Origin of the sequence: Neoaquamicrobium sediminum (genome assembly GCF_013240295.1) — a bacterium.
Lineage (GTDB): Bacteria > Pseudomonadota > Alphaproteobacteria > Rhizobiales > Rhizobiaceae > Aerobium > Aerobium sediminum.
The window spans coordinates 414872-432493 of the sequence record NZ_JABETK010000002.1 but is presented as its reverse complement, the minus strand read 5'-3'; the positions used below and the strand labels follow the sequence as shown (position 1 = coordinate 432493).

Genomic DNA, 17622 nt, shown 5'->3' with positions numbered 1-17622 from the left:
TGCGCGAACAACGCGCGGAGGTGAAAAACGCTCCACCCGTGTAGGGCGGATCAGAGGTCGTAACGTCGCGGGAAGGTTGAGATGGCACTGGAGGCTGCGCGAACGCCACCCTCCCCCGCCTCGTGCAGGCTGCCCCCGCGCGCAAGCACGGCGAGGAAGCCGGCATTGAACGTGTCACCGGCTCCGACCGTGTCGATGACCTCGACCTTCGGGGCTTCGACTGCGATGGTCTCGTCGCGCTGCATCACGAGAGCACCGTCGGCGCCGCTCTTGACCACCAGAATACGGTCCGAAGCGCTGTCCGGACGCAGGAATGCAATCGCGGCATCGAGCGTATCCGTTGCCGCAATGCCCTTTGCTTCTTCCGCATTGATGAGCGCGATGTCGGCCTCGGCCAGCCATGCGCGCATCCGGTCGCGGGTCTCTCCGGTCCAGCCGGCCGGCGGCCAACCCGGATCGATGGCGACCGTCCATCCCCTCGCCTGCAGCGCGGCGATCAGGGCAGAGGTCTCCCGTTCGATCTCGGGCATGAGAAAGCCGCCGGAGATGATGGCGTATGCGTTGCCCGCCGGCGCTCCTGGAACATGCGCCAGAAGGTCCTCGACGCCCGCGAGGGCAAGATGCCCGGTTGTCGTGAAGAACGCGCGGTCCCCGCCTTTGTGCACGATGCCGACCGTCTGCGTGGTGGCGCCGTCCATTGCGATCCAGGTCGAGTAGGCGTCGTCGAAGCAACCGGCGAGCCAGTCGCCCATCATGTCGGTGCCGACCGAGGCGACCAACCGGTGGGGGACGCGCAGGCCTGACAAGGCCAGAGCTGTGTTGCCGGCGGAGCCGCCCGCACGCATCTCGCTGCGTGGCAGGATGACTTCAGTGCCGACGGCAGGCCAGCCGTCGACCTCGCCCATGACGAGATCGACGTTGACGTTGCCCAGAACCAGAATGCGTTCGGCTTCCACGGTGCGACCGTCAGGCCCGGGGACGCGCGACGGGCGGCACGTAGTCTTCCAGCTCCGGCGCGGGGAAATTGATCGTCTGCCCGGTCTCGGCCGAACGGTAGAGGCCGATCAGCATCTCGACGACGGCGAGGCCATCATGGAAGGTCTCGAGGGGCGTCTCGCCCTTGCGGAAGCACTCCACCATGTGGCGGTTTTCGTCGGTGTAGCCGTAGACGCCGGCCTCGTCCTCAAGCACCGGCATCAGCCCCTGCTCGGCATTCTGCTTCTCGACGAGGTCCTCACCCTCCGACCCGGTTACGGCGCGCGACATGAAGACTTTCAGGCCGGTCGCCAGCGAGTTGAATTCCATCGCATATTCGGGCCCCAGCAGTTCGAGCTGGATACGCAGGCCGGCACCGACATAGGCCCAGGAGGTGGAGGCTTCGATCACCAGTTCGTTGCCTTCCTCGTCCTCCAGCGAAATCGTCGCGCGGGCGAAATCCTCAGACGGGCGATTGCGGTAGTCGACTTCGGTCCCGTAACGCTCACGAAGCTGGTCAGCATAATGCGGGCGCGTCCATTTGAGGTTGGCGACCATGCCGTTGACAGCCTTGACGGTGAGCGAATTGCGCGGCGCGCCTGGCGCCGTCAGCAGGTGCCGGCCGACCTCGACGCTGTGGCACATCATGTCCGACAGCACGCCGCCGCCCTGCTTGTCGCCCTGCCAGAACCACGCCTCGTGCGGGCCGGAATGCTCCTCCGCCGCGCGCGCCAGATAGGGCCTGCCGGTGGTCGATGCGCCGCGGCGCCAGATGATCTCCTTGCCGCGAATGACGGGCGTGCAGAACACCTGGTTCTCGAGGTAACCGTGGTTGAGGCCGGCCTCCTCGGCGAGCCGGAGCATCTCGCGCGCCTCGCCGATGGTGCGCGCCAGCGGCTTTTCGCAGGCGACGGCGAAAATCTTCGAACGCCCGGCCGTCACCTCCTGATGAATGGTGCGCATGATGTCGAGCCGGGTGTGGTTGGGCGAGAGAATCCAGACCGCATCGACATCGCCGGCCTGCAGCAGGCCTTCCAGGCTCTCATGCGCAGTGCAGTGGCCGAGGCCCAGTTCGTCGACCAGTTCGACGATCTTCTGCCGCCTGTCGCTGCTGCGGCTGTATACGCCGGTCACCTCGACATTGCGTACACCCAGCATGGAGCGCAGATGGAACTGGGCGATGAAGCCTGTGCCGACCAGACCGATACGCAGCGTGTTCTTCGGCTCGAAGCCCATGGGTTGTCTCCGTTGTTCTGTCTTTTCAGGATTGGGGGCGCGGCGCAGCAGTCGACCCGCGCAGCTTGAGTTCGGTCGGCATCTCCACCGCCGACGGGGCCACGCCCTCGTCGGAAAAGACGCGCAGCAGCAGCTCCATCGCCTGCTGGCCGATGGCCATGCGCGGCTGGCTGACTGTGGTCAGCGGCGGATGGAAGGCCTGGCTCAGGAAAAGGTCGTCGAAGCCGACCACCGACACGTCGCCGGGCACGTCGAGCCCCATGCGACGCAGTTCGTTGATCGCACCAAAGGCCATCTCGTCATTGGCGACGAAGACGGCGGTGGGCGGCTCGGCCAGCGAGAACAGCTCGCGGCAAAGGCGCTCGCCGGTATGCAGCAGATAATCACCGACGGGTTCGTATCCCTCCGGTATCGGCAGCCCCGCATCGGACATGGCACGATGATAGCCGTCCTGACGGCGCAGGCTCATGATTTCGGGTACGGGGCCGGTGATGTGGGCGATACGGCGATGGCCGAGGCCGATCAGATGCTCGACGGCGCGGCGCGATGCAGCCTCATTGTCGATCATGACGTGCGGGAGCCCGCTTTCGGCGATCTCTTCCAGCGCCACAACGACGGGCAGGCCTCTCACCTGTTCGGAATAGCCGGCGCGGTCGGGCAGCTTGCCCGTCATCAGGATCATGCCGTCGGCATGGCCGTCGCGCAGCATGTCGAAATATTCGACCTCGCGCTCCGGATTGTTCTCGGTGTTGCCCATCAGCACCGAATAGCCGGCCTCGCGAGCCGTCGTCTCCACGCCCTTGAGGATCTCAAGATAGAAGGGGTTGCCAACGTCGCGCACGACCATCAACACCGCCATCGAGCGCTGGGTGCGCAGGTTGCGCGCCGAGACGTTTGGGCGATAGTGCATCTTCTGCGCCGCCTCGCGGATGCGGCTGAGCGTGGGTTCCGCCACGAGGCCAGACCCGGTCAGCGCGCGCGAGACGGTGGCCGGCGACACGCCGACCGACGCCGCGATGTCCTTGATCTTGGCGCGGCTGTTCATCCCCGCATCGCCTTCCCGCGGCCGTAGAACAGCATCAGCACCAGAAGCGTGGCGCCAAAGATCATCTGGCGGCCGGATTCGTCTATGTTGATGGTCGTCAGAATGCTTTGCAGCACCACCAGCAGCATAGCGCCCGCCATCGTGCCGGTGTAGCCGCCGCGACCGCCGGCAAGCGGCGTGCCACCAAGCACCACCGCGATGATCGACGGCAGCATGTAGGTCTCGCCGACATTAGCGAAGGACGAGCCGGAATAACCGAGCAGGCAGATGCCGGCCACGGCCGCGAACATGCCCGACAGCATGAACAGCGCGACCCTGATGGTGCGCACCGGAACGCCTGCCATAAAAGCCGCCTGCTCGTTGGAGCCGACCGCATAGATGCGGTGACCAAACACCGTGCGCTTGAGCAGGAAGGCCATGAACAGGCCGATCGCGATCCACAGCCAGATGATGCCGGGCAGGCCAAACAGGAACGGCTGGGACACGAACTGCGACAGGGCGGGTGCTGCGCGCCCGGAGGGAATGCCCTGGCGGATGACCACCAGCAGCCCCTGAAGCACGCCCAGCATGCCCAGCGTCATGACCAGCGGCGGGATGCGCAGCAAGGTGACGCCGAGGCCGTTGAAGAGCCCGAAGAGAGCGCCGACGGCAACGCAGGCAAGCACTGCCGGCAGGATGCCGCCATCCTGCCCCGACATGATGTTGCCGGCGAGGATCGCCGACAGGGACACGACGCCGCCGACCGACAGGTCGATGCCTTCGCGGCCGCCGAGGATGACCAGGTTCTGGCCGGCCGCCACGATGCCGAGCAATGCGGCCACGATGGCAAGCCGCAGGATCTGCTGCAGCGAGGCGAAACCGGGCGACAGCGCCTCGCCAAGGGCGAGCAAAACTGCGATCAGGATCAGCGCGACGACGATGGGCTGCTTGACGAGATCGAGCATGACATTGCCGCCGGGCGCCGTTTTTTGGGTGCTTACCGGTGCGCTCATTGTCCCACCCTCCGGCCGACGAAGACGCCCGCCATCAGCGCGATGAGGATGGCGAGGCCCTGGACGAGGTTCTGCCATTCGGACGGCGTGCCGACGAAAAACACCAGCGAATTGATGAGCCCGATGATGAGCGCGCCGACCAGCGACCCAACCACAGTGCCCTTGCCGCCGGAAAGCGCGCTGCCGCCGAGAACGACGGCCGCGACGCTGTAGAGCGTCATCTTGCCGCCGACCAACGGGTCGCCGCTGGCCGTGTCACCGGTGACGCAGAGCGCGGCAAGCGCGGCGAACAGGCCGCAAAGCACATAGCCCTTGATGCGGATGGCAACGACCGGCAGGCCACTCTGGAATGCGCCCTGCGCATCATCACCGACGGCGAGCAGCAGCGTGGTCAGCCGCGTGCGCACCAAGGCCACGAGGAGGAGCGCAAGCACTGCCACGGCCCAGAAGACGAACGGGACTTCGAGAATGCGGCCGCCATAGGTGCGCCAGAACGCGGCCGGCGCCGGCGTACCCGCAACCGGCAGCACGTAGAGAGCAAGCCCGGTGAAGAAGATCGAGGTGGCAAAAGTCGCAACGATCGCCTGGAGCCGGAGGGCCGCGACCACGAGGCCGTTGACCAGTCCACAGGCGAGACCGGTGAGGATGCCGACGAAACAGGCCGCCAGAACCGTCAATCCGCCCCCACCCCATTGCTCCATCAGCACGATGACGACGACGTTGACCAGCGACAGGATCGCGCCCACGGACAGGTCGATGTCGCCGGCCATCACCACATAGGTCTGGGCAATGGCCAGCATCATCAGCGCCAGATAGGTGCTGACCAAGCCCGTGACGGCGCGGAAGCCGAGGCTGTTGGGCTCGAACCACCCATTGAGCGCAATGAGCACGACCAGAATGAGCAAGGCCGGCAGGAACGGCAGGCGCTCGATTGCGGCTGCAAAGCCGCTGCGTTGGGATGAAGCGGAAAGGCTCGTCATCAGGCGGCCTCGTAAGCGGCGTGGTAGAGGTTGTAACGGGTGCGGTCCTCGCCGCTCAGCTCGCGCGTGACGCTGCCCGAGTTGAAGACAAGGATGCGGTCGGCATTGGCCAAGAGCTCGGCATCTTCGGACGAATAGAGGACGATGCCGAGACCTTCGCCGGCAAGCTGGCGGATCAGCGCGAAAAGGTCCGACTTGGCCTGAAGGTCGATGCCCTTGGTGGGATCATCGAGCAAGAGGACGTCTGGCCGGTCGATCAGCCAGCGGGCGATGACTACCTTCTGCTGGTTGCCGCCCGACAGCGAATTGATCGGATGGTCGATGGTCTGGAACTTGGTCTTGAGCGCATCGAGCGGCCCAGCCGCCTTCTTCTGCAGCTCTCCCGGACGCACGATGCGCAGGCGGTTGCGCAGGAAATGGACCGGCGTCACGTTTTCCAGGATCGGCCTGCCCTGCACGATGCCGTCGCGGCCGCGATCGCCCGACACATAGGCAACGCCGCGGGCGATCGCCTGACGGGGGTTGGCCGCTGCGAAAGGCTCGCCCCGCACCGCAATGGCGCCGGACGCACGCGGCGCGGCGCCGAAGATCGCGCGCAGCACCGCCGACTGGCCCTGCCCGTGCAGACCGCCGAAACCGAGGATTTCACCGCGCGCGACTGAAAAACTCACGTTGGAAAAGCCGCTTCCGCCGAGACCTTCCACGCCGAGCGCAGTGCCGGTATCGCCGGATACGGCAGGTGCAGCCGGCGGGGCTGCGACAACCTCGTCATGATCGCCGACCATCTGGCGGATAACGGAGGGGACATCCGTTTCGGCGATGTTGGAGGTTGCCACCGTCTCGCCATCGCGGATGACGGTGACGCGGTCGCCGATAGCGAAGATCTCGTCCATGCGGTGCGAGATGAAGACGATGGCCCTGCCCTCGCCCTTCAACCGCTTGAGGATTTCGAAAAACCGTTCGACCTGCGCCCGGTCGAGCGCCGAGGTAGGCTCATCGAAGATGAGGATGGGCGCTTCGGTCGCCAGCGTCTTCATGATCTCGACGAGCTGGCGCTGGTCGGCGCGCAGCTTGAAGACGGGCGTGTCGGCGGCGAACCCTTCGCCGGAAACGCCGTCGAACTCCGCGATGTAGCGCGCTGCGCGGCTGGCGAGCGCCACCCGATCAACGAACAGCCCACCCTTCATCGGCAGGTCGGGCAAAAGGATGTTCTCGGCGACCGTACGCCGCGCCGACAGGCTGAGCTCCTGATAGAAGATGCCGATGCCGAGCGCGCGGGAAGCCTGCGGGCCGGCGATGGTGACGGGCTGGCCGTTTAGGATGACCTCGCCGGCGTCCGGCTTCACCGAACCGGCGACGATCTTGCACAGCGTGCTCTTGCCCGACCCGTTCGAGCCGATCAGCACGTGCACTTCACCGCCCTTGAGGTCGAAATCGCCGCGGCGAAGAGCCAGCGTCGCGCCATAGGCTTTCCGCGCGCCGCGGATGAGCAGCTCGGTCATCGTCTTGCCTCGAACTGAAAGGTAAGCCGGCGCGCCGCAGGAGACGGCGCGCCAGCCGCGATGCGCCTACTTGAAGAGCGCTTCGGCGTCCTCGATGGAGAGCTCGCTGGTGTAGGAGTAATGCCCTGGCTTGCCCTCGACCTGCGCCGCGGCCTCCGAGAGGTTCGACGAGTCGATGAAGGGGATCGGCAGATACATGGCATTGCCGTACTGGCCCGCCGTGGCCGGCTCCTTCAGCTCGCGGCCTTCCAGCATGAACACGGCGACGTTGAGCGCCGAGGCCATCACGCCGGGAGGGTTCACCGACGCGCCGGAGTTCAGGTTATCCGCCGTCCACAGGTCGATGAAATCCTTGCGGATTTCGCCGGTGGCTGCGATATCGCCGGCCTTGCCGGCATCCATGATCGACTTCCACGCGCCGGCGGCCATGCCGTCCTGCACCCAGACGCCATTGATGTCCGGATAGGTGGCGAGCAGGTTCTGCATGGCCTGCTGGCCCTGCGCCTGATCCCAGTTGGCGTTGACCTCGTTGACGACCTCGATGTCGGGGTGCTTCTCGAAGACCGAGCGATAGCCGGCGACGCGCATCTCGTTGGCCGGGTGGCCGGCAACGCCGTTGATGGCGACGACCTTGCCCTTGCCGTCGAGCGTCTTGGCAAGCCACTCGGCGCCGGCAGCACCCCAGGCGGTCTGGTCGATGCCGACATAGATCGCATCAGGCGACGACACCTCGGCATCGGTCGAGATCACGAGGATGCCGGCTTCCTTGGCCTGCGCGAAGACCGGATCGAACGCCGTCGGGCTGTTCGGGTTGATGATGATGGCGTCGACGCCCTGGCTGATGAAGTTGCGCACGTGCGCAATCTGGCCCGGCACGTCGACATTGGCGCTCTGCACCACAACGTTGACGGTGTGGCCCTTGTCGGCCCAGGCGGCTGCGGCGGCCTGCGCTTCCTCAATCATCTGCGTGCGCCACTCGGAGCCGACCCAGCCGTTGGAAAGACCGATGGTGAACTCGTCTGCCTGCGCGACGGACGCGGTAAGCGCGATGGCGGCGACGGATGCTGCGAATGCGGAAAGTCTGGACATTTAACTCCTCCCAAAGAACTCAATGAAATCGATTGTATCGGCAATGAAATCGATTTCAATAGCCTCTTTGGGGAAAAACTGTGCTGCAGTGCAGCAGAATCCGGGGCGATGCCGGTCCGCTGAGTGCTGCAAATGCCGCCGCCGTGCCAATTGCCTTGCTTTTCTTCAGCCTGCATCGCAGCTCCGATGAGGCAGTCGGCAAATGGATCGACGAGCGCCAGCTCTGGCGAAGCGCGTGCCACCAACGAAGAGGGTGGTCGCCGCAAACACCTTCGGGCGCCTACGAACGCACCCGCGCTTCAGATCGCTTATGAAGCCGTGCTCGCAAGCCGCTGGGTGATCTTCGCGAAGCGATGGCCCTGAAATTTGGCTCCTTCGAGTTCCTGCTCCGAAGGCATCCGGCTTCCGTCGCTGTCGGCGGTCGTCGTCATCCCGTAGGGCGAGCCGCCGCGCACCTTGTCGTTTCCGCTCTGGCCTTCGTAAGCATAAGACAGCGGCACGATAATCATGCCGTGGTGCTGAAGCGAAGCCTGCGCGGACAGGATCGCCAGTTCCGCGCCGCCGTGCTGCGTTGCCGTCGACGAGATGACGGTGGCGGTCTTGTCGACGAGCGCACCCTTCGCCCACAACGGGCCGGTCTGGTCGAGCAGGTTCTTCATCTGCGACGCCATGGCACCGAAACGCGTGGAGATGCCGAGTATGATGCCGTCGTAATCGGCCAGTTCCAGCGGATCGGCGATTTCCGCTTTCTGGTCGAGCTTGTAGCCCGCCTTCATGGCAACTTCCTCGGGCACGAGTTCGGGCGCGCGCTTCATGGTCACATCGGCGCCTGCCTCACGGGCGCCCTCGGCCGCCGCCTGCGCCATCGCCTCCATATGTCCCCAGCTCGAATAGTAGAGAACCAGTATCTTCGCCATCAGGCTTATCTCCTCTGTGATGTCACGACTTGCCGTCGCTGTTGCGCCGTTTGTCGGCGGCTCCGTCGACGCCCTCCGACTTGCGGGTATGCGCCTGCGTTTCTTCCACGGGTTCAGACAACCCGTTCCCTCCGCTGGGCTTGCGGTTTGCTGCCGCGTCCTGAGAAAAATCCTTCGAGGGATCGTCGGGTGCGACGGGTTTGGCGATGCGTTTGCCGGTTTCTCGCCTGTTGTCGGTCTGCCTTGGCGTCATCGATCTGTCCTCTTCCTTCCGTAGAGCCCGCGCAACTCGTCCTTGGCCGCCTCAAGCACCTGATGCTGTTTCGCCGGCAGGTTCTTGCCGGCGCGATTGATATAGAAGGTCAACATCGACATCGCCGATCGGAACGGCTCGCCCTTGCGCCGTTCGCTCCTGTCGGCCGAGCGCTTCAAGGAACTTGCAATCGCCTTGGGATCGTTCTGCGCGAACACGTCCTGCTCGAGATCGAGCGCATCGCTCTTCTCGGTCACTTCGGCAGACCAGTTTCGGGTCGATACGGCCATCGTCACGCTCCAGCGTGTCCAACGGCGTTCGCGGGCCGATGTTCCATGCCCGCGAAGCTAGACGCCAACGAACGACGCCGAGATCAATGCAAGCGGCGCCAGATATAGTCGCCAGGATATGGGCGATGGTGGGTGATGTAGGGATCGAACCTACGACCCGCTGATTAAGAGTCAGCTGCTCTACCAACTGAGCTAATCACCCGCCGGGCCGCAGCCGCGCGGGCGCTGCAAGAGGAGGCCCCTATAGCGGCTCATGGTACGGCTGTCCAGACGCAAATGCGGCCACCAATCAAATTATCCGGCAAGCCTGTTTTGCGGGCCTGCACGGGTGTAGGCTTTTGCGGTCGGTCGCAGGTCGCTCGATACGAGCCGACCAAGCCGGCGAAGGAGGAAACCATGTTGCGTATAATGCTTGTCGCCGCGGGTCTGGCGCTTACGCCTGTTGCCGCGTTTGCACACTCCTGCCCTGTCCTGATGGGCGAAATCGATGCCGCCCTGCCTGACGCCGAACTCTCGAGCGAGGACGCGGCCAAGGTTGCCGAACTGCGCGCCCGGGGAGAAGAGCTCCATGGGGCGGGCGACCATGACGGATCGATGGCCGCGCTCGAGGAAGCCAAGGCGCTGCTCGGCCTCTGACGGAGACGGATCACGACGGAAGACTTAAACGGTGAGGACGCCTTCGGCGATCTTCACCGCGTTGCCGCCGATGCGCGCCGTTTTCGCAGCGAGGCCCTCGACCTCGATCTCCAGCCGAATGCGGGATGGACGGCCCATTTCAACGCCCTGTTCGATCCAGTATGTGTGGGTGCCGTTGCGCGGCTGGTCGAAATGCAGCAGCGCACCGGAGAACGCCGCCACGGCCGAACCGGTCGCCGGATCCTCATAGGTCGGCGGGCCAGGCACGAACATGCGCGCATGAAACGCGCTGTCATGGCCGACGGTCTCGCGGCAGTAGAGATAGGCGCAGGCGGGATTGCCGTCTCCGCGACGCGGTGCAAGTTCGAGCCAGGCGGGACCATTGAAGCGGATCTGCGCCATTGCCTCGAGGCCCGCGACCGGCACGGCGAGATAGGGCACGCCGGCCGACCAAAGGCTGGGCTGGTGGTTCTCGAAGCCGATTTCGTGCGGCCCCAGACCTATCGCTGCCGCGATGGCCGCGTTGTCCGGTTCGAACTCGAGCTTCTGCGAAAGCTGCGGCAGATCGAACTCTGCGAAGGCGAGGCCGTCCTCATGCGTGACCGCGCAGCGCACATTGCCGATCTTTTCTTCCAGCACGAGAATCGCTGCGGCGTCGTTGGCAGGACCATCGCCGCTGCCGCGTTCGGCAAGCGCGATGGCAGTCCCTACGGTCGGATGACCGGCAAACGGAAGCTCGTATTTCGGCGTGAAGATGCGGATCGCGGCCGTGTGCGCCCCATTCGAAGCCGGCGCGACGAAGACAGTCTCCGACAGGTTGAACTCGCCTGCGATCTTCTGCATCGCGTCATCGTCGAGCCCGGTGGAATCGAGCACCACGGCGAGTGGGTTGCCGGCTAGCCGGCGGTCGGCAAACACGTCGTAGATGAGGTATGGGCGTTGCGGCATTGGGTGTTTCGAGCCTCCTTCAACCATGGCGCGTTACAAAAGATGGCCAAACTTTAATTTGAAATCCCGTGCTATTTCCATGATGTGTCGGTTGAAGGGATATTGATAGACTATAGGCGGACGAGCGCATGGACCAGATCGTCGAGCGCCCCGAGAAGGCAACGTTCGCCTCCCGGAACCGATCGAGGAAGCGCTTGCGCTTAAAGGCGCAGGGCGCAGAAGGCGGCGATGGCCGCTGCTCGTCCTGCTGGTGCTTGCCGCCGGCGGTGGGTTTGCGTGGTGGCAGTTCGGTGGCGCGTCCACACAGCAGGTTTCCTACCGGGCCGTTCCGATCGAGCCGGGGTCGCTGACCGTGGAGGTGTCCGCAACGGGCACGTTGCAGCCGCTGACGCAGGTGGAAATCTCGAGCGAGCTTTCGGGGGTCGTGCGCTCGGTCGATGTCGAGGAAAACCAGAGGGTTTCAGCCGGCGACGTGCTGGCGCAGCTCGACACGACGCGCATCGTCGCGCAGATCGAGCGGGCCGAAGCCAATGTGGCGGCCGCCAGGGCACGCGTTGTCGATGCCGAGGTGACGCAGCGGGAGACCCAGCAGGTGCTGGAGCGCACGCGCCAGCTCTCGGGGCGCGGGATGGCGACCGAGCAGGCGCTGGAAACTGCCACCGCCTCCAACGACCGGGCAGCAAGCGCGGTATCGATCGCCCGCGCCAACCTCGCGGTCTCCGAGGCCGAGCTCAAGCTGCAGCAGGCCGATCTCGCCAAGAGCACGATCTATGCGCCTATCGAGGGCATCGTTCTCAGCCGCGCGGTCAATCCGGGCCAGACCGTTGCCTCCTCCATGCAGGCGCCGGTGCTGTTCGTCATCGCCGAAAATCTGGAGACGATGGAATTGAAAGCGGCTGTCGATGAAGCCGACATCGGCACGGTGGAGGCCGGCCAGAATGCCCGCTTCACCGTCGACGCGTTTCCGGGGCGCCGGTTCGACGCGACGATCCGCGACATCTCCTACGCCTCAGCCGAGACAGAAGGCGTGGTGACCTATCAGGCGCGGCTCAACGTCGATAATGGCGAGCTTCTGTTGCGCCCGGGCATGACGGCGACGGTCGACATCGTCACGCGCGAGGCCGATGACGTGCTGCTCGCGCCGGCCGCCGCCTTCCGCTTCAGCCCGCCGCAGACGGAAGAGCGCGCAGGCTGGTCGCTGCAATCGCTGTTCATGCCGCGCATGCGCATGGGCCGTGGTTTCGGGCGGCGGTCCGGTGGTGACGCCGACAGCGACGGCCGTCCGCTCTATGTGCTGCGCGACGGCGAGCCTCAGCAGGTGCGCGTGGAGACCGGCGCCACCGACGGCGATTTCGTCGAAATCCTCTCCGGGCTCGAACAGGGCGATCGCGTGATCGTCGGCGTTTCCCAGCGCCAACCGCGCGCAGCGGCCGAGGGAGGCGGGCGGAGCGGCCGGCCATGAACGTGATGGCCGATACCCCTCTCCTCACCTTTCGCGACGTATGGAAGACATATGGCGCCGGCGAAGCGCAGGTGCATGCGCTGGCCGGCGTCGATCTCACCATCCGCCGGGGCGAATTCGTCGCGATCATGGGGCCTTCGGGTTCCGGCAAATCCACGTCGATGAACATCATCGGCTGCCTCGACACGCCGACGCGCGGCGTTCACGGCTTTCTCGGCATCGACGCCGGCGCGCTTGACCGCTCGCGGCGGGCGATGCTGCGTAACCGCTACATCGGCTTCGTCTTCCAGGGCTACAATCTGTTACCGCGCACCACTGCAGCGGAGAATGTCGAGCTGCCGCTGATCTATCGCGGCGTGCCCGGACGCGAGCGCCGCGAGCTTGCCATGCAGGCGCTGGCGCAGGTCGGGCTGCGGGGCCGCGAGAGCCATACGCCGGCGGAGCTTTCAGGTGGACAGCAGCAACGCGTGGCGATCGCGCGCGCCATCGTCACTCAGCCGACCTTGCTCGTCGCCGACGAACCGACCGGCAATCTCGACACGGCCCGCACGCACGAGATCATGGACCTGCTGACCAGCCTGAACGCGGAAAAGGGCCTGACCGTCGTCATGGTGACGCACGAAGCAGACGTCGCGGCCTACGCAGACCGCATCGTTTCCTTCGTCGACGGCAAGATCGCGTCCGACACCGCCCGGATGGAGACGGCCTGATGCTGTTCGAGACAATCCGGCTGGCATTGCGCTCGGTTCGCCGCAACGCGCTGCGCTCGTTCCTGACGCTGCTGGGCATCGTCATCGGCGTGGCGGCGGTCATCGCCATGATCACCATCGGTTCCGGCACCACGGAAAAGGTCAAGCAGGACATCGGCAAGCTGGGCAGCAACCTCCTGATGGTGCGTGCCTCGCGCCCGATGCGCGGCGGGCTGACCAACTTCACCCCGCGCGCGCTCGGCGAAAGCGACCTGGAGGGCCTGGCCGAGGGGCTGGAGGGCGTGAAGGCAGTCTCGGCGGCATCGCAGCAGACCGTGCGCGTGGTCTATGGTGCCGACAACATGGCCGTGCAGGTCACGGGTGCCGACACGGAATATTTCATCGCGCGCGAATGGGATGTCGCGCTGGGGCGCGCCTTCACGGATTCGGAAGTGCGGGGCGGCGCAAATCTGTGCCTGCTGGGCGAGACCGTGCGCAGCGAGCTTTTCGGCGCAGGCGACCCGACGGGCGTGGCGATCCGGGTCGGGCGAATGAGCTGCCGGGTAATCGGCGTGCTTGCCGCCAAGGGCACATCCGGCTTCGGCCAGGATCAGGACAACATCGTCGTCATGCCGCACAGCACGTTCCAACGGCGCATCGCCGGCAATCGCGACATCGACATGATCTATGTCGCGGCGCAGGACGGCGTCTCGACCAGCGAGGTGATGACGAACATCGAGCAGATCCTGCGCGATACGCGCCGCATAGGACCCGGCCAGGAAGACAATTTCGATGTGCGCGACATGACGCAAATCGCAGACGCGATGACGAGCACGACGACGGTGATGACCGGCATGCTGGGCGCGCTGGCGGGCGTGAGCCTGCTGGTCGGTGGCATCGGCATAATGAACATCATGCTGGTTTCGGTGACCGAGCGCACGCGCGAGATCGGCATCCGGCTCGCCATCGGCGCGCATGAGAAGCACATTCTCGTACAGTTCCTCGTCGAGGCGACGGTGCTGTCGCTGCTGGGCGGGTTGATCGGCATCGCCTTGGGGCTTCTGCTGGCCGTGCTGGCCACGACGACATTGTCCATCCCGTTCGTGCCGAGCCTTGCGGTGATTGCGCTCGCCGTCGGCTTCTCTGCCATGATCGGCATGGTATTCGGGTTCTTCCCCGCCCTGCGCGGCGCGCGGCTCGACCCGATCGACGCGCTGCGGCACGAATAACAGTCGTTAATGGAGTTGTGTGTCCTTCGAGGCTCGCTCCACTCGCACCTCAGGATGAGGACTGCAGTGCAGCGCTCGGGCAAGCAGTGGGCTCGAGACTGGTTCCGTTGACGTTCATCGAGCCAACGGCGTCGTAGGTTTGATTAACCCACTTCCCTCATCCTGAGGTGCGAGTGGAGCGAGCCTCGAAGGACGCAGGATGATAAATAGCGCCCGCGTCACGCCTCGCGCGGCGTCGAAAAATGCCAGTCGATCAGGCCCGGCATCTGGGCGGCAAGTCGGTCCGGCATGTCGTTCGGATCGCGGATGATGACGGGACCCTCGATCTCGGGATCGTCTTCGGCGGCAACATGACGGCGGATTTCTTCGGCGAGCTCGTCGGCCGGCCGGTCGAGGAAGTAGCGGCGGAAGAGCACGGTGCCGGTCGTTTTCGACAAAAGGTGGTAGCGATCCTCATGCCGCACGCCGGAAAGGTCGATGCCGGTTTCCTCGCCGACCTCACGGTGCATGTTGAATTCGAGGTCGGCCTGGCCGCCGCGGAAATCGACCGGCTCGAACGACCCGGCAGCGAAATAGACCAGCCCGGCATTGATGGTCGACGGCCCCATGCGTATCGCCACCAGCGCATTGTCGGCGCTCACCAGCATGGCGTGGGTATAGGCATGCCCAGCCCCGCTGATCGGCCTGAGGCTGCGCCAGTAGAGGAAGGTGGCATAGCGGACGATATGGCAGCGTCCGATCAGATCGCCCTCCTCCCATCGCAAGCTCGAAAGCAAGGCCACCTCGCCGTTGAAAAGTGCTGGATTGGCGGCCACCGCGCGCTGCCAGTGCTGCGCGATCGCTTCCTCATTCGCGACGCCGAACGGGTGCGGCGCAGGATCGAGCCGCACGGAGACGTTTCGCACCGGAAGGATGACGTCGGCTGGAAGGTCGAAGCTCATGCGATGTCGAGTTCCACGACGACGGGGCAGTGGTCGGAAGCCTTCGGTCTATCCCAGCCGGTGCGCGGGAACCGGTCCACCTCCTGTCCCGGAGGGAAAGGCGTGCGGAACGGTTGGCCTGCGCGGACGATTTCCGGCATCGCCGTGGCGTTGCGCCGCGCCAGGCCGCGCGACAGCATGATGTAGTCGAGCTGGCAGAGGTGCCGTTCGGCCGGCCCCCGCGTATGGTAGAGCGTCCAGCGGTCGAGCTCGGCCCTACGCTCGACCACGTTCTCACAAAAGTCTCCGGCGGTGAGCACGTCTATGCTGGAGCGCGCCTCGCGCACCGGGTCGAAGGCGAAGCCGTTGTGTGCGTCGCCGGTGATGACGACGCGCTCGCGATAGTCGTTGAAGTCGCCGCAGATGGCCCAGCGCTTGTCCGCGGCATGATCGACGCCGAAACGGTCTTCGATGATCCGGCGCACGGCAGCGGCCTCGGCGAAGCGGACCGGCATCGTCGCATCGCGTCCATTCAACCCGTTGCGCGGGCTGCCCATGGATTTGAAGTGGACCGTATAAATCGTCATCGGCTTGCCGCCGATGCGTAGGTCGAGCTCGAGGCAATCGCGCCGGAAGATGCGCTCATGCGGCTCTTCGCCCAGTTCCGCCAGCCCCGGCGTGAACAGGTCCAGATCGGCATAGGTCAGATGCGCGTGGCTGCGCATGGATACGAATTCGATCGGCTGGCCGTGGACAGTCTGGTCGCGCACCATGACGGCCACGTCGATGCCTCGCCCGTCATTGCCCTGGGTCGTGTATTTCTCGCGGTAGCCGTGGCCGATCATCTTGAAGAGATAGCCGTATTCGAAGGCGCGCAACGCCTCGATATTGTCGACCTCCTGCAGGCAGAAAATGTCGGCGCGCGCCGCTGCGATCGCCAATGCGGAGAGCTGGCGCGCATCATCCGTATGGGAAATCGCACGGGCGCGCTCGAGCTGGCGGTATTCGGCTTCGTCCTTGATCTCGTAAAGCGACAGCACCCTGTCCTGGTGTAGTTCGTTGCGGAAACCGGAGAAATCGAACCTGTTCATCAGGTTCTCGACATTGAAGGTGGCAAGGCGCAGCGACATGACCGGCACTTGACCCAACCGCACGCGCGAATGCAAGCACCGGCCGGCAACGAAAACCCGCAAACCGCGTTAATTTGCGTTCATCGCTCGTTCATTTGGCAGAAGCGATAGTGTCCGCCATGAAGGGTGGGCTACACCAAGGAGCATAACCATGAAACATAAGATCGCTGCCTTTGCCCTCGCCGCGGCGGTATGTCTGGGGCTGGGTTCGGGTGCCATGGCCTCGCCAGCGGCTGCACTCAACGCAGCATCGGCAACTGCCGACAGCGCGCAGAAGCCGACAATCCAGCTCGTGCAAGGTGAAAACGACCGGCGTCACTGGAGCAGAGACGGCGAGCGCTGGCGCAACCGCGGCGACTACCGTGATCGCCGCGACTGGCGTGGCCGCCGTGACTGGCGCGACGACGACCGCTGGCGCTACCGCCGTCACTATCGCCCGCGCCCGACCATCGAGTTCCATGTCGCGCCGGCGCCGCGTTACCGGCCACGCCCCGGCTATCGCCTGTCGGCGGCCCATTATCGCTGGTGTGAGGCGCGCTGGCGGTCGTACAGGGCATATGACAACAGCTACCAGCCCTATAACGGCCCGCGCCGCGAGTGCGTGTCGCCCTACTACTAAGGCTTTTGCAGACGGAAATGCCCGGAGCGACCATTCGCTTCGGGCATTTTTTTACTCAGGCTGGCACGAACTCAACACCCACGTCGGTAAGCGAGCGCCAGCGGACAACGGCCGCCCGGCTGCGAACGTCGCCCGACATGGCCAGGTCGAACCGGGCCGGGACGGCCGAAGCCTCCCCGAATGTGAGCCTGGCTCCACCTTCCGAAATGTTGCGGACCACGCATTCGAATGCGCCATAACCGCCGTTGAAGGTGAGTGTTGCGCCCTTGAACGCACGCCGACGCGTTTCCCGTCGCCGTTCCTCGAACACCTCGCCATCGAGGCCGATCGACTTGGTCGTGATGGATTCCATAGCGAAACTCCCCTGCTTCGATCCCGTCTTTCCAGCGAAAGACGTGCCAGATGCGCTGTGCCGAAACAGAACAGCCGGAAGCGGGCCTCCGGCGTTTGTAGTGAAAGCGTCGGGATTGCGCTGCCTAGTAAGCGCGGATCGCGCCCACGACGTCGACAACGACATCCAACCCGTCGAAGGTCTTGGGCAGGTTTTCGGCCTCATTCGGGCGGGAGACGCATACATTGATGGCCAGATCGTCCTTGGCACCGTTGAGCCCGATGCCGACGCTCACCACTTCGCCTTTGCCGGCGAAGCGGCGTTCAAATGCCTTCTGTATCTCGATGGCTTGTTCCATCGAGTGTTTCGTGGCCACCAT

Annotated in this window: 20 protein-coding genes and 1 tRNA gene; 5 read left to right on the top strand and 16 right to left on the bottom strand. The window is 64.9% G+C overall.

The genetic code is table 11. The features are described 5' to 3' along the window. Window positions 1–50 precede the first annotated feature (50 nt). The 11 genes from HK436_RS13920 to HK436_RS13870 form a co-directional block, all read right to left on the bottom strand. Complete coding sequence (locus HK436_RS13920; RefSeq protein WP_312860605.1) at window positions 51–956, bottom strand: carbohydrate kinase family protein; 906 nt, start codon at window positions 954–956, stop codon at window positions 51–53. A 10-nt stretch (window positions 957–966) separates the two neighbouring features. Continuing rightward, a complete protein-coding gene (locus tag HK436_RS13915; protein ID WP_173190671.1) occupies window positions 967–2211 on the bottom strand; it encodes a Gfo/Idh/MocA family protein in 1245 nt (414 codons plus the stop codon). A gap of 25 nt (window positions 2212–2236) precedes the next feature. Continuing rightward, window positions 2237–3256, bottom strand: a complete 1020-nt coding sequence (locus HK436_RS13910) for a LacI family DNA-binding transcriptional regulator (RefSeq protein WP_173190669.1) — start codon at window positions 3254–3256, stop codon at window positions 2237–2239. Next, the gene (locus HK436_RS13905) at window positions 3253–4200 is read right to left on the bottom strand and encodes an ABC transporter permease (protein ID WP_376769192.1); all 948 of its coding nucleotides are present in this window, start codon (window positions 4198–4200) and stop codon (window positions 3253–3255) included. Before HK436_RS13905 ends, HK436_RS13910 begins: the two co-directional genes overlap by 4 nt. A 44-nt stretch (window positions 4201–4244) precedes the next feature. Then, window positions 4245–5228 carry an ABC transporter permease gene (locus HK436_RS13900; protein WP_173190665.1) on the bottom strand — a complete coding sequence of 328 codons (984 nt, stop codon included), beginning with the start codon at window positions 5226–5228 and terminating at the stop codon, window positions 4245–4247. Then, window positions 5228–6730 (bottom strand): sugar ABC transporter ATP-binding protein, encoded by a 1503-nt coding sequence (locus HK436_RS13895; protein ID WP_173190663.1) that lies wholly within the window; start codon window positions 6728–6730, stop codon window positions 5228–5230. The genes HK436_RS13900 and HK436_RS13895 overlap by 1 nt, the downstream gene beginning before the upstream one ends. Window positions 6731–6796: 66 nt before the next feature. Next, window positions 6797–7819: an ABC transporter substrate-binding protein gene (locus HK436_RS13890; RefSeq protein WP_173190654.1), complete on the bottom strand. Its 1023-nt coding sequence runs from the start codon at window positions 7817–7819 to the stop codon at window positions 6797–6799. Between the two features lie 308 nt (window positions 7820–8127). After that, the gene (gene wrbA, locus HK436_RS13885; RefSeq protein ID WP_173190652.1) at window positions 8128–8736 is read right to left on the bottom strand and encodes an NAD(P)H:quinone oxidoreductase; all 609 of its coding nucleotides are present in this window, start codon (window positions 8734–8736) and stop codon (window positions 8128–8130) included. Window positions 8737–8758: 22 nt separating this feature from the next. Further along, window positions 8759–8989, bottom strand: coding sequence for a hypothetical protein (locus HK436_RS13880; protein WP_173190650.1), 231 nt, complete (start codon window positions 8987–8989; stop codon window positions 8759–8761). Beyond that, window positions 8986–9279 carry a DUF3175 domain-containing protein gene (locus HK436_RS13875; RefSeq protein WP_173190649.1) on the bottom strand — a complete coding sequence of 98 codons (294 nt, stop codon included), beginning with the start codon at window positions 9277–9279 and terminating at the stop codon, window positions 8986–8988. The genes HK436_RS13880 and HK436_RS13875 overlap by 4 nt, the downstream gene beginning before the upstream one ends. Window positions 9280–9405: 126 nt before the next feature. Further along, window positions 9406–9481: transfer RNA gene (locus HK436_RS13870), tRNA-Lys, on the bottom strand. Between the two features lie 194 nt (window positions 9482–9675). On the opposite strand from HK436_RS13870, the gene HK436_RS13865 reads away from it, so the two are divergent. Beyond that, complete coding sequence (locus tag HK436_RS13865) at window positions 9676–9915, top strand: PA2433 domain-containing protein (protein ID WP_173190647.1); 240 nt, start codon at window positions 9676–9678, stop codon at window positions 9913–9915. 24 nt (window positions 9916–9939) lie between these two features. On the opposite strand, the gene HK436_RS13860 is transcribed toward HK436_RS13865, so the two are convergent. Then, on the bottom strand, window positions 9940–10863 hold the full coding sequence (locus HK436_RS13860) for a PhzF family protein (RefSeq protein ID WP_173190645.1): 924 nt from the start codon (window positions 10861–10863) through the stop codon (window positions 9940–9942). A 250-nt stretch (window positions 10864–11113) separates the two neighbouring features. Here HK436_RS13860 and HK436_RS13855 point away from each other — a divergent pair, with 250 nt between their 5' ends. Genes HK436_RS13855 through HK436_RS13845 form a run of 3 tightly spaced genes read left to right on the top strand, consistent with a single transcriptional unit; the run spans window position 11114 to window position 14243 of the window. Further along, window positions 11114–12325, top strand: coding sequence for an efflux RND transporter periplasmic adaptor subunit (locus tag HK436_RS13855; protein WP_312860604.1), 1212 nt, complete (start codon window positions 11114–11116; stop codon window positions 12323–12325). Between the two features lie 5 nt (window positions 12326–12330). Continuing rightward, window positions 12331–13035: an ABC transporter ATP-binding protein gene (locus tag HK436_RS13850; protein ID WP_173193461.1), complete on the top strand. Its 705-nt coding sequence runs from the start codon at window positions 12331–12333 to the stop codon at window positions 13033–13035. Then, window positions 13035–14243 carry an ABC transporter permease gene (locus HK436_RS13845; protein WP_173190643.1) on the top strand — a complete coding sequence of 403 codons (1209 nt, stop codon included), beginning with the start codon at window positions 13035–13037 and terminating at the stop codon, window positions 14241–14243. The genes HK436_RS13850 and HK436_RS13845 overlap by 1 nt, the downstream gene beginning before the upstream one ends. 218 nt (window positions 14244–14461) lie before the next feature. Here the strand turns inward: HK436_RS13845 and HK436_RS13840 are convergent, their stop codons facing one another. Together HK436_RS13840 and HK436_RS13835 are read right to left on the bottom strand one after the other, a co-directional pair. Then, entirely contained in the window at window positions 14462–15184 is a 723-nt protein-coding gene (locus tag HK436_RS13840) for a hypothetical protein (RefSeq protein ID WP_173190641.1), read from the bottom strand. Further along, complete coding sequence (locus tag HK436_RS13835) at window positions 15181–16293, bottom strand: endonuclease/exonuclease/phosphatase family protein (protein WP_173190639.1); 1113 nt, start codon at window positions 16291–16293, stop codon at window positions 15181–15183. The genes HK436_RS13840 and HK436_RS13835 overlap by 4 nt, the downstream gene beginning before the upstream one ends. 151 nt (window positions 16294–16444) lie before the next feature. On the opposite strand from HK436_RS13835, the gene HK436_RS13830 reads away from it, so the two are divergent. Then, window positions 16445–16912, top strand: a complete 468-nt coding sequence (locus HK436_RS13830; protein WP_173190637.1) for a BA14K family protein — start codon at window positions 16445–16447, stop codon at window positions 16910–16912. 55 nt (window positions 16913–16967) lie between these two features. Here the strand turns inward: HK436_RS13830 and HK436_RS13825 are convergent, their stop codons facing one another. Together HK436_RS13825 and HK436_RS13820 are read right to left on the bottom strand one after the other, a co-directional pair. Further along, window positions 16968–17264 carry a PilZ domain-containing protein gene (locus HK436_RS13825; RefSeq protein WP_173190635.1) on the bottom strand — a complete coding sequence of 99 codons (297 nt, stop codon included), beginning with the start codon at window positions 17262–17264 and terminating at the stop codon, window positions 16968–16970. 124 nt (window positions 17265–17388) lie between these two features. Then, window positions 17389–17601 (bottom strand): hypothetical protein, encoded by a 213-nt coding sequence (locus HK436_RS13820; RefSeq protein ID WP_173190633.1) that lies wholly within the window; start codon window positions 17599–17601, stop codon window positions 17389–17391. Window positions 17602–17622: the final 21 nt, after the last annotated feature.

Bases quoted from the DNA above. Each gene is read 5' to 3' on its own strand.
- HK436_RS13875 (WP_173190649.1), bottom strand. From the start codon at position 9,279: ATGGCCGTATCGACCCGAAACTGGTCTGCCGAAGTGACCGAGAAGAGC.
- HK436_RS13865 (WP_173190647.1), top strand. From the start codon at position 9,676: ATGTTGCGTATAATGCTTGTCGCCGCGGGTCTGGCGCTTACGCCTGTT.
- HK436_RS13860 (WP_173190645.1), bottom strand. From the start codon at position 10,863: ATGCCGCAACGCCCATACCTCATCTACGACGTGTTTGCCGACCGCCGG.
- HK436_RS13890 (WP_173190654.1), bottom strand. From the start codon at position 7,819: ATGTCCAGACTTTCCGCATTCGCAGCATCCGTCGCCGCCATCGCGCTT.
- HK436_RS13825 (WP_173190635.1), bottom strand. From the start codon at position 17,264: ATGGAATCCATCACGACCAAGTCGATCGGCCTCGATGGCGAGGTGTTC.
- HK436_RS13910 (WP_173190669.1), bottom strand. From the start codon at position 3,256: ATGAACAGCCGCGCCAAGATCAAGGACATCGCGGCGTCGGTCGGCGTG.
- HK436_RS13905 (WP_376769192.1), bottom strand. From the start codon at position 4,200: ATGCTCGATCTCGTCAAGCAGCCCATCGTCGTCGCGCTGATCCTGATC.
- HK436_RS13915 (WP_173190671.1), bottom strand. From the start codon at position 2,211: ATGGGCTTCGAGCCGAAGAACACGCTGCGTATCGGTCTGGTCGGCACA.
- HK436_RS13840 (WP_173190641.1), bottom strand. From the start codon at position 15,184: ATGAGCTTCGACCTTCCAGCCGACGTCATCCTTCCGGTGCGAAACGTC.
- HK436_RS13900 (WP_173190665.1), bottom strand. From the start codon at position 5,228: ATGACGAGCCTTTCCGCTTCATCCCAACGCAGCGGCTTTGCAGCCGCA.
- HK436_RS13835 (WP_173190639.1), bottom strand. From the start codon at position 16,293: ATGTCGCTGCGCCTTGCCACCTTCAATGTCGAGAACCTGATGAACAGG.
- wrbA (WP_173190652.1), bottom strand. From the start codon at position 8,736: ATGGCGAAGATACTGGTTCTCTACTATTCGAGCTGGGGACATATGGAG.
- HK436_RS13830 (WP_173190637.1), top strand. From the start codon at position 16,445: ATGAAACATAAGATCGCTGCCTTTGCCCTCGCCGCGGCGGTATGTCTG.
- HK436_RS13880 (WP_173190650.1), bottom strand. From the start codon at position 8,989: ATGACGCCAAGGCAGACCGACAACAGGCGAGAAACCGGCAAACGCATC.
- HK436_RS13845 (WP_173190643.1), top strand. From the start codon at position 13,035: ATGCTGTTCGAGACAATCCGGCTGGCATTGCGCTCGGTTCGCCGCAAC.
- HK436_RS13850 (WP_173193461.1), top strand. From the start codon at position 12,331: ATGGCCGATACCCCTCTCCTCACCTTTCGCGACGTATGGAAGACATAT.
- HK436_RS13820 (WP_173190633.1), bottom strand. From the start codon at position 17,601: ATGGAACAAGCCATCGAGATACAGAAGGCATTTGAACGCCGCTTCGCC.
- HK436_RS13895 (WP_173190663.1), bottom strand. From the start codon at position 6,730: ATGACCGAGCTGCTCATCCGCGGCGCGCGGAAAGCCTATGGCGCGACG.